Origin of the sequence: Streptomyces sp. E-08, assembly GCF_049913095.1 — a bacterium.
In the GTDB taxonomy this organism is placed as follows: domain Bacteria; phylum Actinomycetota; class Actinomycetes; order Streptomycetales; family Streptomycetaceae; genus Streptomyces.
Map to the genome: position 1 here is coordinate 4,568,152 of NZ_CP183971.1, position 18,843 is coordinate 4,586,994.

17 protein-coding genes are annotated in these 18,843 nt (G+C 71.3%); 3 read left to right on the forward strand and 14 right to left on the reverse strand.

The window, feature by feature from the left end; translation table 11 throughout:
• Positions 1–3: 3 nt before the first annotated feature.
• On the forward strand, positions 4–1,002 hold the full coding sequence (locus tag ACN9MM_RS20995; RefSeq protein ID WP_426365037.1) for an anion permease: 999 nt from the start codon (positions 4–6) through the stop codon (positions 1,000–1,002).
• Between the two features lie 107 nt (positions 1,003–1,109).
• Here ACN9MM_RS20995 and pstB read toward each other — a convergent pair whose 3' ends face one another.
• The 11 genes from pstB to mshD all read right to left on the reverse strand — a co-directional run bounded on the left by pstB (position 1,110) and on the right by mshD (position 12,571).
• On the reverse strand, positions 1,110–1,886 hold the full coding sequence (gene pstB / locus ACN9MM_RS21000) for a phosphate ABC transporter ATP-binding protein PstB (protein ID WP_376487454.1): 777 nt from the start codon (positions 1,884–1,886) through the stop codon (positions 1,110–1,112).
• A gap of 52 nt (positions 1,887–1,938) precedes the next feature.
• On the reverse strand, positions 1,939–3,012 hold the full coding sequence (pstA, locus tag ACN9MM_RS21005; RefSeq protein WP_426365038.1) for a phosphate ABC transporter permease PstA: 1,074 nt from the start codon (positions 3,010–3,012) through the stop codon (positions 1,939–1,941).
• Entirely contained in the window at positions 3,009–3,983 is a 975-nt protein-coding gene (gene pstC / locus ACN9MM_RS21010) for a phosphate ABC transporter permease subunit PstC (protein ID WP_426365039.1), read from the reverse strand. The genes pstA and pstC overlap by 4 nt, the downstream gene beginning before the upstream one ends.
• A gap of 122 nt (positions 3,984–4,105) precedes the next feature.
• On the reverse strand, positions 4,106–5,248 hold the full coding sequence (pstS, locus tag ACN9MM_RS21015; protein WP_426365040.1) for a phosphate ABC transporter substrate-binding protein PstS: 1,143 nt from the start codon (positions 5,246–5,248) through the stop codon (positions 4,106–4,108).
• Positions 5,249–5,562: 314 nt separating this feature from the next.
• Positions 5,563–5,970: an NUDIX hydrolase gene (locus tag ACN9MM_RS21020; RefSeq protein WP_426365041.1), complete on the reverse strand. Its 408-nt coding sequence runs from the start codon at positions 5,968–5,970 to the stop codon at positions 5,563–5,565.
• Positions 5,967–6,953 carry a CHAD domain-containing protein gene (locus tag ACN9MM_RS21025; RefSeq protein ID WP_426365042.1) on the reverse strand — a complete coding sequence of 329 codons (987 nt, stop codon included), beginning with the start codon at positions 6,951–6,953 and terminating at the stop codon, positions 5,967–5,969. Before ACN9MM_RS21025 ends, ACN9MM_RS21020 begins: the two co-directional genes overlap by 4 nt.
• On the reverse strand, positions 6,940–9,207 hold the full coding sequence (locus ACN9MM_RS21030; RefSeq protein ID WP_426365043.1) for an RNA degradosome polyphosphate kinase: 2,268 nt from the start codon (positions 9,205–9,207) through the stop codon (positions 6,940–6,942). Before ACN9MM_RS21030 ends, ACN9MM_RS21025 begins: the two co-directional genes overlap by 14 nt.
• Before the next feature lie 213 nt (positions 9,208–9,420).
• Positions 9,421–10,338 (reverse strand): ABC transporter permease, encoded by a 918-nt coding sequence (locus ACN9MM_RS21035; RefSeq protein ID WP_426365044.1) that lies wholly within the window; start codon positions 10,336–10,338, stop codon positions 9,421–9,423.
• Positions 10,335–11,174, reverse strand: coding sequence for an ABC transporter ATP-binding protein (locus ACN9MM_RS21040; RefSeq protein WP_426365045.1), 840 nt, complete (start codon positions 11,172–11,174; stop codon positions 10,335–10,337). The genes ACN9MM_RS21035 and ACN9MM_RS21040 overlap by 4 nt, the downstream gene beginning before the upstream one ends.
• Complete coding sequence (locus ACN9MM_RS21045) at positions 11,171–11,554, reverse strand: GntR family transcriptional regulator (RefSeq protein ID WP_426365046.1); 384 nt, start codon at positions 11,552–11,554, stop codon at positions 11,171–11,173. The genes ACN9MM_RS21040 and ACN9MM_RS21045 overlap by 4 nt, the downstream gene beginning before the upstream one ends.
• Before the next feature lie 90 nt (positions 11,555–11,644).
• Positions 11,645–12,571, reverse strand: coding sequence for a mycothiol synthase (gene mshD, locus ACN9MM_RS21050; RefSeq protein WP_426365047.1), 927 nt, complete (start codon positions 12,569–12,571; stop codon positions 11,645–11,647).
• 152 nt (positions 12,572–12,723) lie between these two features.
• Between mshD and ACN9MM_RS21055 the strand changes: the two genes are divergently transcribed.
• Positions 12,724–14,553 (forward strand): bifunctional metallophosphatase/5'-nucleotidase, encoded by a 1,830-nt coding sequence (locus ACN9MM_RS21055; protein ID WP_426365048.1) that lies wholly within the window; start codon positions 12,724–12,726, stop codon positions 14,551–14,553.
• A 115-nt stretch (positions 14,554–14,668) separates the two neighbouring features.
• Positions 14,669–15,532: a phosphatidylinositol-specific phospholipase C gene (locus ACN9MM_RS21060; protein ID WP_426365049.1), complete on the forward strand. Its 864-nt coding sequence runs from the start codon at positions 14,669–14,671 to the stop codon at positions 15,530–15,532.
• 6 nt (positions 15,533–15,538) lie between these two features.
• Here the strand turns inward: ACN9MM_RS21060 and ACN9MM_RS21065 are convergent, their stop codons facing one another.
• The 3 genes from ACN9MM_RS21065 to ACN9MM_RS21075 form a co-directional block, all read right to left on the reverse strand.
• Complete coding sequence (locus ACN9MM_RS21065) at positions 15,539–16,930, reverse strand: sensor histidine kinase (protein ID WP_426365050.1); 1,392 nt, start codon at positions 16,928–16,930, stop codon at positions 15,539–15,541.
• The gene (locus ACN9MM_RS21070; RefSeq protein WP_426365051.1) at positions 16,927–17,652 is read right to left on the reverse strand and encodes a response regulator transcription factor; all 726 of its coding nucleotides are present in this window, start codon (positions 17,650–17,652) and stop codon (positions 16,927–16,929) included. The genes ACN9MM_RS21065 and ACN9MM_RS21070 overlap by 4 nt, the downstream gene beginning before the upstream one ends.
• An 80-nt stretch (positions 17,653–17,732) precedes the next feature.
• A complete protein-coding gene (locus ACN9MM_RS21075; RefSeq protein ID WP_426365052.1) occupies positions 17,733–18,815 on the reverse strand; it encodes a S1C family serine protease in 1,083 nt (360 codons plus the stop codon).
• Positions 18,816–18,843: the final 28 nt, after the last annotated feature.

The following is an 18,843-nucleotide window of genomic DNA, read 5'->3' on the forward strand; positions in this document are numbered from 1 at the left end:
TTCGTGGACACCTTCGCTCTGATCGTGACCATCGGTGTCGCGCTCGGCTTCACGTATACGAACGGCTTCCACGACTCCGCCAACGCCATCGCCACCTCGGTGTCGACGCGGGCGCTGACGCCCCGCGCGGCGCTCGCGATGGCGGCGGTGATGAACCTCGCGGGTGCGTTCCTCGGCCAGGGGGTCGCGCACACCGTCAGCAAGGGCCTGATCGAGACGCCGACCGGCGACAAGGGGATGGGCATCCTCTTCGCCGCGCTGCTCGGCGCGATCGTCTGGAACCTGGTCACCTGGTACTTCGGTCTTCCCTCGTCCTCCTCGCACGCCCTGTTCGGCGGCATGGTGGGCGCGGCGCTCGCAGGGGGCACGGAGGTCATCTGGTCGGGCGTCCTGGACAAGGTCGTCATCCCGATGTTCGTCTCGCCGGTGATCGGTCTGATCGTCGGCTACCTGGTCATGTGCGCGATCCTGTGGATGTTCCGCAGGTCCAACCCGCACAAGGCCAAGCGGGGCTTCCGCATCGCGCAGACCGTGTCCGCGGCCGGCATGGCCCTGGGGCACGGTCTCCAGGACGCGCAGAAGACGATGGGCATCGTGGTGATGGCCCTGGTCATCGCCGACGTCCAGGGGGCCGACGACCCGATCCCGGTGTGGGTGAAGATCGTCTGCGCCGTGATGCTCTCCCTCGGCACGTACGCCGGCGGCTGGCGGATCATGCGGACCCTCGGCCGCAAGATCATCGAGCTGGACCCGCCGCAGGGTTTCGCGGCCGAGACCACCGGTGCGTCGATCATGTTCGGCGCGGGTCTGATGTTCGGTGCGCCGATCTCCACGACCCACGTCATCACCTCGGCGATCATGGGCGTGGGCGCGACCAAGCGCATCAACGCGGTCCGCTGGGGCGTCGCCAAGAACATCGTCATGGGCTGGTTCATCACGATGCCGGCCGCGGCGCTCGTCGCCGCGGTGAGCTACTACGTGGTGCAGCTGCTCTTCGGCTGAGTTCTTCCGTACGGAAACGGGCCCGGCTCCCCTGTGGGGGAGCCGGGCCCTTCGTCATCACGGTGGCACCGCCATGCAGCACCGTATGACGGTCTCGGGGGAGCGGTTCAGCCGAAGCGGCCGGAGATGTAGTCCTCGGTCGCCTGGACGCTCGGGTTGGAGAAGATGCGCTCGGTGTCGTCGAGCTCGATCAGCTTGCCGGGCTGGCCGACGGCCGCCAGGTTGAAGAAGGCCGTACGGTCCGAGACACGGGCCGCCTGCTGCATGTTGTGCGTCACGATGACGATCGTGAAGCGCTCCTTCAGCTCGCCGATCAGGTCCTCGATGGCGAGGGTGGAGATCGGGTCGAGGGCCGAGCAGGGCTCGTCCATCAGCAGGACGTCGGGCTCGACGGCGATCGCGCGGGCGATGCACAGACGCTGCTGCTGACCGCCGGAGAGGCCGGAGCCCGGCTTGTTGAGGCGGTCCTTGACCTCGTTCCAGAGGTTGGCGCCCTTGAGCGACCTCTCGACGATGTCGTTCAGCTGGGACTTCTTGTACGAGCCGTTGAGGCGCAGGCCCGCCGCCACGTTGTCGAAGATCGACATGGTGGGGAAGGGGTTCGGGCGCTGGAAGACCATGCCGACCGTGCGGCGCACGGCGACCGGGTCGACGTTCGTCCCGTACAGGTTCTCGTCGTCCAGCATCACCTTGCCCTCGACGCGGCCACCGGGGGTGACCTCGTGCATGCGGTTCAGGGTGCGCAGGAAGGTGGACTTGCCGCAGCCGGAGGGGCCGATGAAGGCCGTCACGGAGCGCGGCTCGACGGTCATCGAGATGTCGTCGATCGCCTTGTGGGCGCCGTAGTAGGCGGAGAGGCCGCTGACGTCGATTCGCTTGGCCATGTCAATCACTTCCAATTTACCGCCGCTCGACGGCAGTCGAATATCGAATGCCTTAGCGGCCGGTCTTCGGGGCCTTCCAGCGGGCGATGCCGCGGGCCACCAGGTTGAGGATCATGACGAAGGCGATCAGGACGAGCGCGGCGGCCCAGGCGCGGGCCACGGCGGCGTCGGTGCCGACCGCGTACTGCTCGTACACGTAGAGCGGCAGGGAGGACTGGGCGCCTTCGAAGGGGTTCGGGTTGATGAGCTTCGTACCGAACACGAGGAGCAGGACCGGGGCCGTCTCACCGGTGATGCGGGCGACCGCGAGCATGACGCCCGTGGTGATGCCGCCGATCGCGGTGGGCAGGACCACCTTCAGGATGGTGCGCCACTTGGGGATGCCGAGGGCGAGGGAGGCCTCGCGGAGCTCGTTCGGTACGAGCTTGAGCATCTCCTCGGTGGAGCGGACCACGACCGGCATCATCAGGATGGCCAGGGCCATCGCGCCGGCGAAACCGGAGGGGCCGAAGCCCAGCATCAGGTTCCAGGTGGCGAGGATGAAGAGGCCGGCGACGATCGACGGGATGCCCGTCATGACGTCGACGAAGAAGGTGACGGCCTGGGCGAGCTTTCCGCCGCCGTACTCGACGAGGTAGACGGCGGTGAGGAGGCCGATCGGCGCGGCGATCAGGGTCGCGATGCCGACCTGCTCGATGGTGCCGAGCAGCGCGTGGTAGACGCCGCCGCCGGCCTCGGCGTCGAGGACGCCGTTCATCGAGTGGGTCAGGAAGTAGCCGTCGAGGACGTCCATGCCCTTGCTGATCGTGACCCAGGCCAGGGAGAGCAGCGGGACGACGGCGAGGACGAAGGAGACCCAGATGAGGCTGGTGGCGACGCGGTCCTTGGCCTGCCGGCTGCCCTCGACCTTGGTGGTCAGGGCGAAGGTGACGAGGACGAAGAGCAGCGCGGCGAGCAGGCCCCACTGGACCTTGCTGTGCCAGCCGGCGGCGGCGCCGATGCCGATGCCTCCGGCGATCGAGCCGACGGCGATGGCGGCCGGGGTCCAGCGGGGGAGCCGGGCGTGGGCGAGGGACCCGCGGCGCGGGGCCGCCGTGACCGGACGATCCTGTATGGCGTGGCTCATGCCGCGGCCCCCGAGTACTCCTTGCGCCGGCCGATGATCCAGCGGGCGGCGCCGTTGACCAGCAGGGTGATGAAGAAGAGGACGAGACCGGAGGCGATCAGGGCGTCCCGGCCGAACTCGTTGGCCTCGTTGAACTTGGCGGCGATGTTCTGCGCGAAGGTGCCGCCGCCCGGGTCGAGGAGGTGGCCCGAGAGGACGAAGCTGGGGGAGAGGACCACGGCGACGGCCATGGTCTCGCCGAGTGCGCGGCCGAGGCCCAGCATGGAGGCGGAGATGATGCCGGAGCGGCCGAAGGGCAGCACCGACATGCGGATGACCTCCCAGCGCGTGGCGCCGAGGGCGAGGGCGGCCTCTTCGTGCATCCGCGGGACCTGGAGGAAGACCTCGCGGGTCACGTTGGTGATGATCGGAAGGATCATGATCGCCAGCAGGATGCCGACGGTGAAGAGGTTGCGGGCGACGCCGTCCTGGGCCTTGTCGAAGATGTACGTCCAGCCCAGGTACTCGTCGAGCCACTGGTTGAGGCCGTCCAGGTACGGGACGAGGAAGATCGCGCCCCAGAGGCCGTAGATGATGCTGGGCACGGCGGCGAGCAGGTCGACCACGTACGCGAGCGGCTTGGCCAGCCTGCGCGGGGCGTAGTGCGAGATGAAGAGGGCGATCCCGGTCGCGACGGGCACGGCGATGAGCATCGCGATGATCGAGGAGACGATCGTGCCGAAGGCGAGGACGGCGATGCCGAAGACCGGCGGGTTGTTCGCCGGGTTCCACTCGAAGGTCGTGAAGAAGTTGGTGCTGTCCTTCGAGATGGCGAGCACGGCGCGGTAGCTCAGGAAGACCGCGATCGCGGCCATGATCACGAGGAGGGTGATGCCGGAGCCTCGGGACAGGCCGCTGAAGATGCGGTCCCCGGGGCGGGTCGCGCTCTTGGCGCGCCGGCTCCTTTGTATGTCTGGTGTGGTGGAAGCCATCTGTTCTTCTCCGGTCTGCGGGTCCCGTACGTCCCTCGCGGGTTACGGGGCCCTGGCGGCGGTGCACCGGATGCCGGGGCCGGCCCCTCCACGGGAGGCGAGGGGCCGGACCCGGCCGGGGGTCAGGACAGGGTGGGGACGATCGCGCGGACCTTGGCCGCGATCTCGGCCGGGAGCGGGGCGTAGCCGGCGTCGGCGAGGACCTTCTGGCCCTCCTCGCTGGCGGTGTAGGTGAGGAACGCCTTCAGGGTCGGCAGGGTCTCCGCCTTGTTGCCCTTGTCGCAGGCGATCTCGTACGTGACCAGGGTGAGCGGGTAGGCGCCCTCGGCCTTGGTCGTGTAGTCGAGGGAGAGGGCCAGGTCGCTGCCGGTGCCCTTGACCTTGGCGGCGGCGATGGCCTTCGAGGCGTTCTCCGTGGTGGCGGCGACCGGGGCGGCGGCACCGGTGTTGATGCTGACCGTGGAGATCTTGTTGGCCGTCGCGTAGGAGAGCTCGAAGTAGCCGATGGAGCCCTCGGCGTCCTTGACCGCGGTGGCGACACCGGAGGAGCCGTTGGCGGCCTGGCCGCCCGGGGCGGGCCACGACTTCGTCTTCGGGTCGTACTTCCAGTCGGCCTTCGCGGTGGCCGAGAGGTACTTGCCCAGGTTCTGCGTGGTGCCCGACTCGTCCGAGCGGTGGAAGGCCTGGATGGTGGTGTCGGGGAGCTTCGCGCCCGGGTTCAGCTTGGCGATCGCCGGGTCGTTCCACTTGGTGATCTTCGTGTCGAAGATCTTGGCGAGGGTGGGGGCGTCCAGGACCAGGTTGTCCACGCCGTCCAGCTTGTAGCCGATGGCGATGGGGCCGCCGACCATCGGCAGGTTGACGCCCTTGCCGCCCTTGCAGATCTTCTGCGACTCGGCGACCTCTTCGTCCTTGAGGGCGGAGTCGGAGCCGGCGAAGGTCACCTGGCCCTGGTTGAACTTGGTGATGCCGCCGCCGGAGCCGATGGCCTGGTAGTTGACCTCGACACCGGAGCACGCGGCCTGGAAGTTCTTGACCCACAGGTCCATCGCGTTCTTCTGCGCGCTGGAGCCGGCGGCGAGGAGCTGGCCCTTGGCACCGTCACACGCGATGTTCGACGCGGCGGCGGACGTCTTGGTGCCGCCGTCCTTGGTCGGGGTCTCCGTGTTGTTGTCCGAGCCACACGCCGAGAGGACGAGCGCACCGGAGACGACGAGGGCACCGATCGCGGAGGCGCGAAGCCCGTTCTTGCGCGAAAGCTTCACTTTCGGGTGTTCCTTCCAGAAGCCGCCCTGTCGCGGAGCGCGGACCGGGTGTCCTGACCGTTCTACGGCGGCGTGTGTCGGTTGGTGGGTGCATCGCTGTGCTCCGTGCACCCTGTAAGGCCGAAATTAGGCAGATCAGGTGAAGCGGTCGACGGGGGAGAGTGAACGGGAAGTGAACCGTGCCGGAAGCCCGGGTGCGGGGCCCTGGGGCGGGCGGCGGTCCGGTGGGCGGTGTGGGCCCGCCCCGCGCTCAGGGTGCGGGCCCACACGGGGGTGGCGTCGGTCGTCAGGGTGTGGCGCCCCGGGGTGCGGGGTCAGTGGGGTGCGGGGGTGGTGGCGGCGTCCAGGAGGGTGCGGTCCCGTTCCTGGGTCAGGCGGTGGCGGGCCGCTGACGGGGGGAGCCAGACGAGGGCGTCGACCTCCCGGGTCGGGACGAAGCCGCCGTCGAGGGCCCGGGCCGACCAGTACGCGACCTCCTTGGGCCGGCCCGCCACCCAGTAGTGCGCCGTGGGCAGGCGGGCGCCGAGCTCGCAGCGCCGGCCCGTCTCCTCCAGGACCTCGCGCAGCGCACAGGCCTCCGCCGTCTCGCCGCGCTTCCGCTTGCCCTTGGGGTGCGACCAGTCGTCCCACTTCGGCCTGTGGACGAGGGCGATCTCGATGCCGTGGCCGGAAACCGCCGGACGCCACAGGACGCACCCCGCCGCAAGGATGGGGGTGGTCATGGGACCGGGGCCGTCGTCCGCCGCCAGGCGCGCTGGAAGGCGAAGCGTGCCGCCTCGACCTCGTGGCGCTGGTCGGCGTGGAGGACACCCAGGGCGTAGGCCGTGGCCGGGGCGATCCGGGGGGTGCGGGCCGCGGTGGCCGCCGCCGTCGCGGCCTCGGCGGCGTCGCGGTGCCGGTCCAGTGCCCTGGCCGCCTCGTACAGGACGGAGTCGGGTTCGCCGCCGGTGTGCAGGGCCTCGGTGGCGTACCGGTGCAGACGCAGCAGGGCCCGGGTGTGGTGCCAGGGCGCGTCCTGGGTCTCGCCGGCGGCGAGGGCGAGGGCTTCCGCGTTGTACGGGTGGGCCGCCCGGTTCAGCGGGAGGGCGGCGACCGCGTCCTGGAGGCGCCGCTCGGCGAGCTCGGCGGGCGCGTCGATGGTCTCGATGGCGGGGGCCGCGCCCGCGGGGCCGAGCGGCACCTCGGAGGCGAGGAGCGCGACGGCGTCGGCGATCGCGTGGAAGCGGGCGGAGCCGAGGGCCTGGAGGGAGGCCGAGTGGGCGCGCGTACGGGCCAGGGTCAGCTGGCGTTCGAGGAGCGCGCCGGCCCGGGCGGCGCCGACCGTGAGGCCCGGTCCGCCCTCCGTGTTCCGGGCGGCGGGCACCGGCCCGCTTCCGTTCGACAGGCGGGACAGTGCGTCCACCAGGCGGACGAGCCGGGAGGTGCAGGCCTGCTCCAGGGCCAGCGTCCCCGAGAGCCAGGCGAGCTCCGTGCGCAGCTGGTCGGCCCAGGCCGTGTCGAGCAGCGGCCGGAAGGTGTGGAGGGTGCCGCTGATCCGGCGGGCCGCGCCCCGCAGCGTACGGGCGGCCTCCTCCGCTCCGGCCGTGTCGGAGCCGCTCTCGCCGTGCAGGCGCAGGCCGCGGAGGAAGTCCGCGGCCCGCGCGTGCAGGTAGGGGGCGAGGACCTCGCCCGCCGTGACGTCCTGCGAGTGGTCAGGGTTGTGCACGCCGGCGCCTCCGCGCGTCGATGAGCATCTCCTGGACGTGCCGCAGGGGCCGTCCCTCGGGGTCGGTCGCGTGCCGCGTCCAGTTCCCGTCGGGGCCGAGGTGCCAGGAGGAGGTGGTGTCGGACATCCCGGTCTCCAGGAGCCGGGTGAGTGCGGCCCGGTGCGCCGGGTCGGAGACCCGTACGAGGGCCTCGATCCGGCGGTCCAGGTTGCGGTGCATCATGTCGGCGCTGCCGAACCAGACCTCGGGTTCGCCGCCGTTGCCGAAGGCGAAGATCCGGGAGTGCTCCAGGAAGCGGCCGAGGATCGAGCGGACCCGGATGTTCTCCGAGAGGCCGGTGACGCCGGGGCGTACGGCGCAGATGCCGCGGACCCAGATGTCGACGGGGACGCCGGCCCGCGAGGCCTGGTAGCAGGCGTCGATGATCGCTTCGTCGACCATCGAGTTGACCTTGATCCGTACGTACGCGGGCCGCCCGGCGCGGTGGTGGGCGATCTCCTTGGTGATCCGGGAGACCAGTCCGTCGCGCAGCGACTTGGGGGCGGTGAGCAGGCGCCGGTACGTCTCGCGGCGGGAGTACCCGGAGAGCCGGTTGAACAGGTCGGACAGGTCCGCGCCGACCTGCGGGTCGGCGGTGAGCAGGCCCAGGTCCTCGTACAGGCGGGCGGTCTTCGGGTGGTAGTTGCCGGTGCCGACGTGCGAGTACCGGCGCAGGAGCTCGCCCTCCTGCCGTACGACGAGCGACAGCTTGCAGTGGGTCTTCAGGCCGACGAGGCCGTAGACGACGTGGCAGCCGGCCTCCTCCAGCTTCCGCGCCCACTTGATGTTGGCCTGCTCGTCGAAGCGGGCCTTGATCTCGACGAGGACGAGGACCTGCTTGCCGGACTCGGCGGCGTCGATGAGGGCGTCCACTATCGGGGAGTCGCCGGAGGTGCGGTACAGCGTCTGCTTGATCGCGAGGACGTCCGGGTCGGCCGCCGCCTGCTCCAGGAAGGCCTGGACGGAGGTCGAGAAGGAGTCGTACGGGTGGTGCAGGAGCACGTCCCGCTCGCGCAGCGCGGCGAAGACGTCGGGCGCGGACGCCGACTCGACCTCGGCGAGGTCACGGTGGGTGCCGGCGACGAACTTCGGGTACTTCAGCTCGGGCCGGTCCTGCCCGGCGATGCCGAAGAGGCCGGTGAGGTCGAGCGGGCCGGGCAGCGGGTAGACCTCGGCGTCGGAGACCTTCAGCTCGCGGACCAGCAGGTCGAGGACGTACGGGTCGATGGACTCCTCGACCTCCAGGCGCACGGGGGGCCCGAAGCGGCGCCGCATGAGCTCCTTCTCCAGGGCCTGGAGCAGGTTCTCCGCGTCGTCCTCCTCGACCTCCAGGTCCTCGTTCCTGGTCACCCGGAACATGTGGTGCGCCAGCACCTCCATGCCGGGGAACAGCTCCTCCAGGTGCGCCGCGATGACGTCCTCCAGGGGGACGTACCGCTGCGGGGAGGCCTCCAGGAAGCGGGAGAGCAGCGGCGGGACCTTCACGCGCGCGAAGTGGCGGTGGCCGCTGACCGGATTGCGTACGACCACGGCGAGGTTGAGGCTGAGGCCGGAGATGTACGGGAAGGGGTGCGCGGGGTCCACGGCCAGCGGGGTGAGGACCGGGAAGATCTGCTGCCGGAACAGCGTGAAGAGCCGGGCCTGCTCCTTCTCCGTGAGTTCGGGCCAGCGGATCAGGTGGATGCCCTCGTCGGCGAGGGCCGGGGCGACGTCCTGCTGGAAGCAGGCGGCGTGCCGGGCCATGAGCTCGCGCGAGCGCGTCCAGATCAGGTCGAGGACCTCGCGGGGCTGGAGGCCGGAGGCGGACCGGGTGGCGACACCGGTGGCGATGCGGCGCTTGAGGCCGGCGACCCGGACCATGAAGAACTCGTCCAGGTTCGAGGCGAAGATCGCGAGGAAGTTCGCTCGTTCGAGGAGGGGGGTCGTGGGGTCCTCGGCGAGTTCGAGGACGCGTTCGTTGAACGCGAGCCAGCTGCGTTCCCGGTCGAGGAAACGCCCCTGCGGCAGCTCGGCGCCGAGCGCGCCGTCGTCCTCGTACGTGTCGGGATCCGCGTCCAGCTCGGCGTCGAGGTCGGTCACGACGGCCCCGTTCGCCACACGCGCGCGATGCGCGGTTATGGAACCGAAGGACGACGAACCGGAGGGCGTTCCGGACGGCGGGACGGACGGCGTTGCGGAGGACTGGACCGGGACCTCGGCGGGCTGCTGGCTCATGGCCCCATTCTTCCGCGCGAAGGGGTGGTCGGGCGCGTCGGAGCGGGCCGTGGGGGAGGGAAGTCTCCCTTTGGGGAGGGCGGACACGGAGCGCTTCATTGCGTGAGCGTCGCAAGCGCGTCTGAATGGCCGGTAACGACGACATGTCGTACGGGAATCGGGGGCGGGGCCCTTGGCGGGGCCCTTGGCGGGGCCCCGCCCCCTGTGCTGGGACTAGGGGTGCCGGGCGCGCAGGACGCGGAAGGCGGCGAAGGCCGCGAGGGCGGCGAGGGCGAGGACGACGCCGGTCTCGATGAGCTGGAGGGGCCAGTAGTGGGACGCGGGGTGGTAGTCCCAGTACTGGCCGGTGACCTTCAGGTCGGCCGGGCAGATGTCCCACTGCTGGGTCCGCTCCCAGCAGGCGGTGCTCGGCAGTCTCTCCCCGGAGGCGGTGAGCAGCCCGGAGCCGGTCTCGCGGGAGGTGGGGGGCAGGGCGGCCGTGAGTCCGGGCTGGAGGGGGCGCGTCAGGGTCTTCACCGGCATGAGCGACCAGCGGAGCTGGGCGACGAGGAGCAGGACGAGGCCGGTGACGAGGCCGGTGAGGGCCATGGCGGTCACGGTGCGGCGGGTCAGCTGGCCGATCAGGGCGCCGAGGGCGAGGGCGAGCAGGGACTGCGCGACGAGTACGGGGCCGGTGCCCGTGTACGTGCCCGGCTGGTGCCAGGGGAACCCCCAGGTGTCGGTGAGGTTCGCCCAGCCCAGCCGGTAGGTGCCGATCAGGACGAGCGTGCAGGCGACGGTGACGGCTCCGGCGACCAGGAGCTTCGAGCCGAGCCAGCGGGCGGGGGAGACGGACTGGGTGAGGGCGACCTTGTACGTGCCCGATTCCAGCTCGCGGGCGATCATCGGTCCCGCGACGAACGCGCCGACCAGCAGGGGAACCACGATCACGGCGCCGGAAGCCCAGTCCATGGCGATCCGCAGGACCGCGTGGCCGGTCCGGTCGTCGGTGCCGACGGTCCGTGCGTCCCAGTAGCGGAGCCAGAGGATGCTCACGAGGCTCAGCAGGACTCCCGCACCCGCGAGCCACAGCGTCCGTCGGTACTGGCGGACCGTCACCCAGGTGGGGCCCTTCAGGGTGAGGGTGCTCATGCCGGGGCTCCTTCGGTGGTGCGGAGGTGGGCGAGGAGGAGGTCCTCCAAGGAGGGGTCGGTGGTTTCCCAGGGGCCTTCGACGGGGCCCTCGTGCCGTACCAGGGCGGTGAGCTGACGGCCTGTCGTGCGGGACTCGACGACGGTGTGCGGGGCGAGGTCGGCGATCGGGCCGGTGAGCAGGGTGTGGGCGGCGAGGAGTTCGTCGACGGGGCCGTCGAGGCGGACCTTGCCGCCGTGGAGCAGGAGGAGGTGGTCGCAGGCGCCTTCCAGCTCGGTGAGGATGTGCGAGGACATGACGACGGTGGTGCCGTGTTCGGCGGCGTCGGCCATGAGCAGGCCCATCAGCTGGTGGCGGGCGAGGGGGTCCAGGTCGGCCATCGGCTCGTCGAGGAGCAGCAGGCCGGGCCGCTTGCCGAGGGCGAGCGCGAGGGCGACGCGGGTGCGCTGGCCGCCGGAGAGGTCGCGTACGAGCGTGTCGGAGGAGAAGCCGCCGCCGTCGGTGATCCGCCGGGCCAGGGTGTCGTCCCAGCGTCCGGGGTTGAGCTCGCGGCCCATGCGGAGGGTGTCGGCGACGCTGAGCCGGGGGTGGAGCGGCTTGTCCTGGGCGACGTAGGCGAGGTGCTCGCGGGCCGGGGCGTCGATCCTGCCCTCGGTGGGGCGGAGGAGGCCGGCGGCGAGGGCGAGGAGCGTGGACTTGCCGGCGCCGTTGGGTCCGACGAGGGCGCAGATCCGGCCGGCGGGGAGGGCGAAGTCGCACTCCCGCAGGGCCCAGCCCCCGTGCCGCCGTCGGTAGTGCATGCCGAGGCCCTCGGCCTCGATGACCGGGTCGGTCATTCGTCCCCCTCGAAGTGTTCCTTCAGTACGGAAGTGAAGAGCGCGGCGACGTCGTCCCGGTCGAGGCCCGCGGTGCGTGCCCGGCGGGCCCAGTCGGAGAGTTCGCCGCGCAGCGGCGAGTCGGCGGGGCCGGTGCCGAGCGTGGCGCGGACGAAGGTGCCGAGCCCGCGGCGGGCCTCCACGAGGCCTTCGCGTTCGAGCTCGCGGTAGGCCTTGAGGACCGTGTTGGGGTTGATGGCCGTCGCCTCGACGACCTCGCGTGCGGTGGGCAGTCGGTCGCCCGGCTCCAGGAGGCCCATCCGGAGGGCCTGTTTCGTCTGCTGGACGATCTGGAGGTAGGTGGCGACGCCGCTGCGCCGGTCGATGCGGTACTCGACCACGATCCCTTCCACCACCCTTTCACTAATCAAGTAGTGAAAGGGTGGTGGAAAGAAGGGGGCGGTGTCAACCGCCCCCTGTCACTCGGGTGTTCAGGACTCCGTGCGGTACATCAGGTCCACCTCGTGCGTGGTGAAACCGATCCCCTCGTAGACCCGTACCGCCGCCGTGTTGTCCGCGTCCACGTACAGCATCGCCGTCGGCAGCCCCTGCGCCGCCAGGTGCCGCAGGCCGATCGCGGTCAGCGCCTTGCCGAGGCCGCCGCCCTGGGCGTCCGGCAGGACGCCGACCACGTACACCTCGCCGAGCTGCTCCTCGGCGTGCGTCTTCGTCCAGTGGAAGCCGACCAGACGCCCGTCCTTCTCCGCGAGGAAGAAGCCCTTCGGGTCGAACCACGGCTCGGCCATACGGTCGTCCAGGTCCCGCTGGGTGAGCGAGCCCTGCTCCGGGTGGTGCGCGAACGCGGCGGCGTTGACGGCGAGCCAGGCCGTGTCGTCCGCGCCGGGCGTGAAGGTCCGTACGGTGACGCCCTCGGGCAGCACCGGCTCCGGGATGTCGAGCGGCACCAGGGGCCGGCGCAGCTGGCGCAGCTCGCGGAAGAGCGTCAGGCCGAGGACCTGGGCGAGGTGCCGGGCGGCGGACTTGCCGCCGTGCGCCCAGACGCGCAGCCGCTTGCCGGAGGCGTTGAGCAGGGCGGTGCCGAGCGCCCGGCCGTGGCCGCGGCCCCGGTGGGAGGGGTGGACGACCAGTTCGGCGGCCGGGGCCTCGATCGGGTCGGTCTCCTCCAGCTGGGCGTAGCCGTAGAGGTGGGAGCCGACGGTGAGGAGGAAGTGGCGGACGCCCTCGCGCCTGCCGTGCCGCAGGTAGAGCCGCCCCTGCTCGGACACGGCGTGCAGGCCGTCGGCGTGGTCGGCGGCCTCGAGCAGCTCCAGTACGTCCTGGATCTGCTCGGGCGTGAGCTCGTCATACGTGTGGATCTGCCGTCCCGGTTCGAGGGCCGGCGCCGTGTCGGAAGTCATGGCTACGAGCCTACGGCGACACTTCGTCAGCCAAGGGCAACTGTCTTGTAACCCACTCCCCCCTGTTGCGCTACGCGCGTTGACTCTAGGCTGCACGCGCAACGGGGGAGTAGATCAAGGCCGCGAAACGGGGCAAGGGGACTAGGGGAGAGATGGCAGCGACACCGAGGAAGAACAAGACGGCACGGCGAATTCTCGCCGCCGGCGCGGGGCTTGCGACCGTGGGCGCGCTCGTCGCCGCGATGCCGTCGGCCGGGGCGGCCGGGGACACGTACGCCGCCGGGCACGGGAACGGCAAGGGCTGGGGGCGGATGGTCGACGTCCAGCTGCTCTCGTTCAACGACCTGCACGGCAACCTGGAGCCGCCGGCCGGCTCGTCCGGCCAGGTCACGCGGACCAAGGAGGACGGGACGACGGAGAAGGTCGACGCCGGTGGCGTCGAGTACCTGGCGACGCACCTGCGTCAGGCGCGCCAGGGGAACCGTTACTCCGTCACCGCGGCGGCCGGCGACCTGATCGGCGCCTCTCCGCTGCTGTCCGGGCTCTTCCACGACGAGCCCACCATCGGGGCCCTGAACAAGCTGGACCTGGACGTCACCTCGGTCGGCAACCACGAGTTCGACGAGGGTGCGCGCGAGCTGGCCCGGATGCAGAACGGCGGCTGTCACCCGACCGCCGGCTGTTTCGTCCAGGGCGAGAAGTTCAAGGGCGCCGACTTCCCGTACCTCGCGGCGAACGTCACGAACGAGAAGACCGGCAAGCCGCTGCTCGACCCGTACTTCATCTGGGAGAAGGACGGCGTCAGGATCGGCTTCATCGGCGTGACCCTGGAGGGCACCCCGAACGTCGTCACCGCCGAGGGCGTCAAGGGCCTGAAGTTCGGCGACGAGGTCGAGACGATCAACAAGTACACGAAGATCCTGGAGCGCAAGGGCGTCAAGTCCATCGTCGCCCTGGTGCACGAGGGCGGCCTGCCGGCCTCGACGTCCGTGAACTACAACTGCGACGGTGACGGCGACGGTGAGGGCGAGGGCGTCTCCGGCGCGATCGTCGACATCGCGAATAACGTCTCGCCGCAGGTCGACGCGCTGGTCACCGGCCACACGCACCAGGCGTACGTGTGCACCATCCCGGACCCGGCGGGCAAGCCGCGTCTGGTCACCTCGGCGTCCTCGTTCGGCAAGCTGTACACGGACACCACGCTGACGTACGACCGCCGCACCAAGGACATCGTCCGCACCGCGGTCGCCTCGGCCAACCACGTCGTCACGCGTGACGTCCCGAAGGCCGCGGACATCACCCAGCTCATCGAGGACTGGAAGACGCTCGCCGCGCCGGTCGCGAACCGCCCGCAGGGCTACATCGCCGCCGACATCAACGGCCGCGGTTCCACGGCGTACGAGAAGCCGCTCGGCGACCTGATCGCCGACGCGCAGCTGGAGGGCCTGGCCCCGGCGGACAAGGGCGGCGCCCAGCTGGCCCTGATGAACCCGGGCGGCATCCGCTCCGACCTCGTCTTCAAGGCGTCCGGCGCCGAGGGCGACGGTGTGGTGACGTACGGCGAGTCCTTCACCGTGCAGCCCTTCACCAACATGATGAACGTGGTCGACCTGTCCGGCGCGAACCTGATCGCCGCGCTGAAGCAGCAGGTCAGCGGCTCCAACCAGACCTCGATCAAGATCCTCCAGGTCTCGAAGGGCCTCACCTACACGCTCGACATGACGAAGACGGGCGCGGACCGCGTCGTCGACGGCACGATCAAGCTGAACGGCGAGGCGATCGACCCGGCGAAGACCTACCGCGTCGCGATGAACGAGTTCCTCGCGGGCGGCGGTGACGGCTTCGCGGCCCTGGCCGCCGGCACGAACAAGCTGGTCGGCGCCTCGGACCTCGACCTCTTCAACGCCTACCTGGCGGCCCACTCCTCGGCCGCCACCCCGCTCCCGGCCCCGGCCGCGGACCGGATCACGGTCGTGCAGTAGTCCTCGCGGACCCCGGAGGGGGGGGCGGCGCACCGTTTCGACGGGGCGCCGCCCCCCTTTTTTTCGTACGCGAGGCGCCCTGGTGGTGTTGTGGTGTACCTGTCATAGTCCGGGCATGGAGCGACGACGCCTACTCATCGGGGCCCTGGGGGCCGGAGCCGCGATGCTCGCCGGGGCGCCCGCCGCCTCCGCGGCCGCCTCCGTGGACACGCGCGCGTGGATGGGGGCCCACGGGGACGGGACCGACCTGCGGCGGCTCACCATTCCCGGGACGCACGACTCCGGCGCCCGGTTCGGCGGGCCCTGGAGCGAATGCCAGAACACCACCGTCGCCCAGCAGCTGGACAGCGGTGTCCGGTTCCTGGACGTGCGGTGCCGGGTGACCGGAGGGTCCCTCGCCATCCACCACGGCCCCTCCTACCAGAACATGATGTTCGGCGACGTCCTCGTCGCCTGCCGGGACTTCCTCGCCGCACACCCCTCCGAGACCGTCCTCATGCGGGTCAAGCAGGAGTACTCCGAGGAGTCCGACGCCGTGTTCCGCGGGGTGTTCGACGACTACCTCGACCGGCGGGGGTGGCGTTCGCTGTTCCGCATCGGAGACACCCTGCCGGCCCTCGGCGAGGCGCGCGGGCGGGTGGTACTGCTCGCCGACAACGGCGGACTCCCCGGACTGCGGTGGGCCGACCCGGGCGTGTTCGCCGTCCAGGACGACTGGAACGCCCTCCCCGACGCCAAGTACCCCAAGATCCAGACGCACTTCCGCGCCGCCGTCGCCCAGCCCGGCCGGCTCTACGTGAACTTCGTCAGCACCTCCGCCTCCCTCCCGCCCCGCTGGAACTCCGACCGGCTGAACCCGTGGGTCCACGGCTTCCTGGACAGCGCCGAACTGGCCGGACGCACCGGCCTCGGCATCGTCCCCCTCGACTTCCCGAACACCCGCCCGGGGCTCGTCGACGCGCTCCTCCGGCACAACTGACGGCCCTCACAGCTCCGGCGGTGGTGTCGGGGCGCCCGGGAGGCGGAGGGTCGCCACCGTGCCGCCGCCCTCCGCCGGGGCGAGGGACACCGTGCCGCCCGCCTGCTGCACCGTACGCGCCACGATCGACAGGCCCAGGCCCGAGCCCGGCAGGCTCCGGGCCGACGGGGAGCGCCAGAAGCGGTCGAAGACGTGCGGGAGCTCGTCCGGCGGGATGCCGGGGCCGTGGTCGCGGACGGTCAGCTCGCCCCGCATCAGGACCACCTCGACCGTGCCCCGGGGCGGCGAGAACTTCACCGCGTTGTCCAGGACGTTCACCAGGGCCCGTTCGAGGGCCGGCGACTCCGCCCGTACGTACCAGGGCGCGAGGTCCGTCACGAAGGTGAGCTCGGGCCCGCGCAGCCGCGCCCGGTCCAGGGCCGTCCGCAGGATGGTGTGCAGCGGGACCACGCCGAGCGGGCCCGGCTGGACCGCGTCCGGGCGGGCCAGCTCCTGGAGGTCGCCGATCAGCGCGGCCAGCTCCGTCATCTGCGCCTTCACCGAGGCCATCAGGGCCCGCCGGTCGTCCGGCGGGATCGCCCGGCCGGTCTCCTCGCTGCGCGCGAGCAGTTCGACGTTCGTACGGAGGGAGGTCAGGGGCGTACGGAGTTCGTGGCCGGCGTCCGCGATGAGCTGCGCCTGCCGGTCCCGGGAGGTCGCGAGCGCCGCCGTCATCGCGTTGAAGGAGCGGGAGAGCCGGGCGATCTCGTCCTCGCCCTCCACCGGGATCCGGACGGCCAGGTCCTCGGTCGCGGTGACGTGCTCGACCGCGTCGGTCAGCCGGTTCACCGGTTCGAGCCCGGTCCGCGCGACCCACAGGCCGGCCGCGCCCGCGCCGACGACGCCGATCCCGGAGACCAGGAGCAGCACCCAGCCGAGGGTGGACATCGAGTTGTCGATCTCGGAGAGCGGGCGGGCGATGGAGACCGCGCTCAGCCCGGTGGGGTCGGCGTAGGTGTAGACCCGCATCTCGCGCCCGTCGTCGTCCTTCACGGTGTGCAGGACGTACTCCAGCTGCCCGCGCGCCACCGCGAGCTCGCCGGCCCCGGCGGGGATCGCCGCCTTCCCCGAGGTGCACACGAAGCCGTTGGCGAGGACGACCTGCACGGTGTACGAGCCCCCCACCGGCGGGGGCGTCGTGCCCAGGCGGCAGTCCCTCAGCAGGCTCTGCACACTGTCCGGGTTCAGGCTGGTGTTCCGCAGCGAGGAGTCCAGCTCGTGCTCCAGCTGCGCCCGTGTCAGGAACCAGCAGGCCAGCGACACGGCCGCGACGGCGACGGCCACCGCGACGGCGGTGAGCAGCGCGAGCCGCGACCGCAGCGGCCGCGAGCGGAACCAGTTCCTCAGGCGGCCCGTCACTCCCCGCCTCCTCCGCGCAGCGCGTAGCCCACGCCCCGTACGGTGTGGACGAGGCGCGGCTCGCCGCCGGCCTCGGTCTTGCGCCGCAGATACATCACGTACACGTCCAGCGAGTTCGAACTGGGCTCGAAGTCGAAGCCCCACACGGCCTTCAGGATCTGCTCCCGGGTCAGGACCTGGCGCGGGTGCGCCAGGAACATCTCCAGGAGGGTGAACTCGGTCCGGGTCAGCTCCACGGTCCGCCCGCCGCGGGTCACCTCGCGGGTGGCCAGGTTCATCCGCAGGTCCTCGAAGGCCAGGACGTCGTCCTCGGCGGGGGCGGCGGACGCGGAGGCGTAGGAGCTGCGGCGGAGCAGGGCGCGGATGCGGGCGAACAGCTCGTCGAGCTCGAAGGGCTTCACCAGGTAGTCGTCCGCGCCGGCGTCGAGGCCGGTGACCCGGTCGCCGACCGTGTCGCGGGCGGTGAGCATGAGGATCGGCACGGTCGAGCCGGCGGCCCGGATCCGGCGGGCCGCCGTCAGTCCGTCCATGCGGGGCATCTGGACGTCGAGGACGACGAGATCAGGGGCGTACGACTCCATCGCGTCGAGCGCGTCGAGGCCGTCGACGGCGTCGCGCGTCGCGTACCCCTCGAAGGCGAGGCTGCGGCGCAGGGCCTCCCGCACGGCGGGTTCGTCGTCGACGATGAGGATGCGCTCGGCTTCGTTCTGCTGTCCCGTCATGGGCTCAGCGTCGCACGCCTCCCGTATGCCGTTCGGCACGCCGTTCGTCCTGCCCGTCGTCACGCCGTTCGTCACGCCGCTCAGCTGTCGCCGCCCGCGCGGAGGGTGTTCAGGTCGGCCTTCACCGTGTCGACCGGGATGGCGAATCCGAGGCCGACGCTGCCGGCGGTGGAGCCGCTCGAAGAACTGGGCGAATACATGGCCGAATTGATTCCGACGATCTCGCCGTTCATATTGATCAAGGCGCCGCCGGAATTCCCGGGATTGAGCGAGGCGTCGGTCTGGATCGCCTTGTACGTGGTCTTCGACGAGCCCGTGTCGCCGTTGAACTGCTGTCCGCCGAACTCGAACGGCCAGCCCTGCCGCGGGTCCCACTGCTGCCCGCCCTGCTGCTGGTCCTGGCCGCCGCCGCCCTCGTCCTTGGCGACGGTCACGTCCCGGTCGAGCGCGGAGACGATGCCGCTCGTGACGGTGCCGGTCAGGCCCTCGGGGGAGCCGATCGCGACGACCTCGTCGCCGACCCTCAGCTTCGAGGAGTCGCCGAGCGTGGCGGCCTTGAGGCCGGAGGCGCCCTGGAGCTTGATGAGGGCGAGGTCCTTGTCGGCGTCCGTGCCGACGACCTCGGCCTGGTACGTCTTGCCGTCGCTGAGCTGCACGGTGACGGACGTGGCACCGGAGATCACGTGGTTGTTGGTGACGATCTCGCCGTCCGAGGTGATGATCACGCCCGAGCCGGTGGACTTGCCGGCGTTCGAGGTCGCGGAGATCTCCACGATGGAGGGGGAGACCGCCTCGGCGACCCCGGCGACGGTGCCCTTGCTGCCGGAGGAGACGTTGGTGCCGCTGACGACCGGGGCGGCGGCGCTCACGTCGGCGGGGTCGGAGACGAGGTGCTGGACCAGGGTCGCCGTGCCGCCGCCGACGCCCGCGGCCGCGATGGCCACGGCCGCCATGAGCCCGACCCCGCGCCGGGCGCGGCGCCGGGGCGAGGGGCCCGGGGCGGGGACGGGGGAGGCGAGCGGCGGGCCCGCCGGCGGCGGCACGTGACCGCCCGAGGGCCAGACGGTCGTGCCCGGCCCGGTGCTGATCGGCTGCGTCGGCTCGTACGGGGGCCTGGGCGGGTGCGGCGGGTGATAGGGCTGCTGCTCCTGGAAGTCCGTCATGGCTATGACTCTCGGACGCCTTCATGAG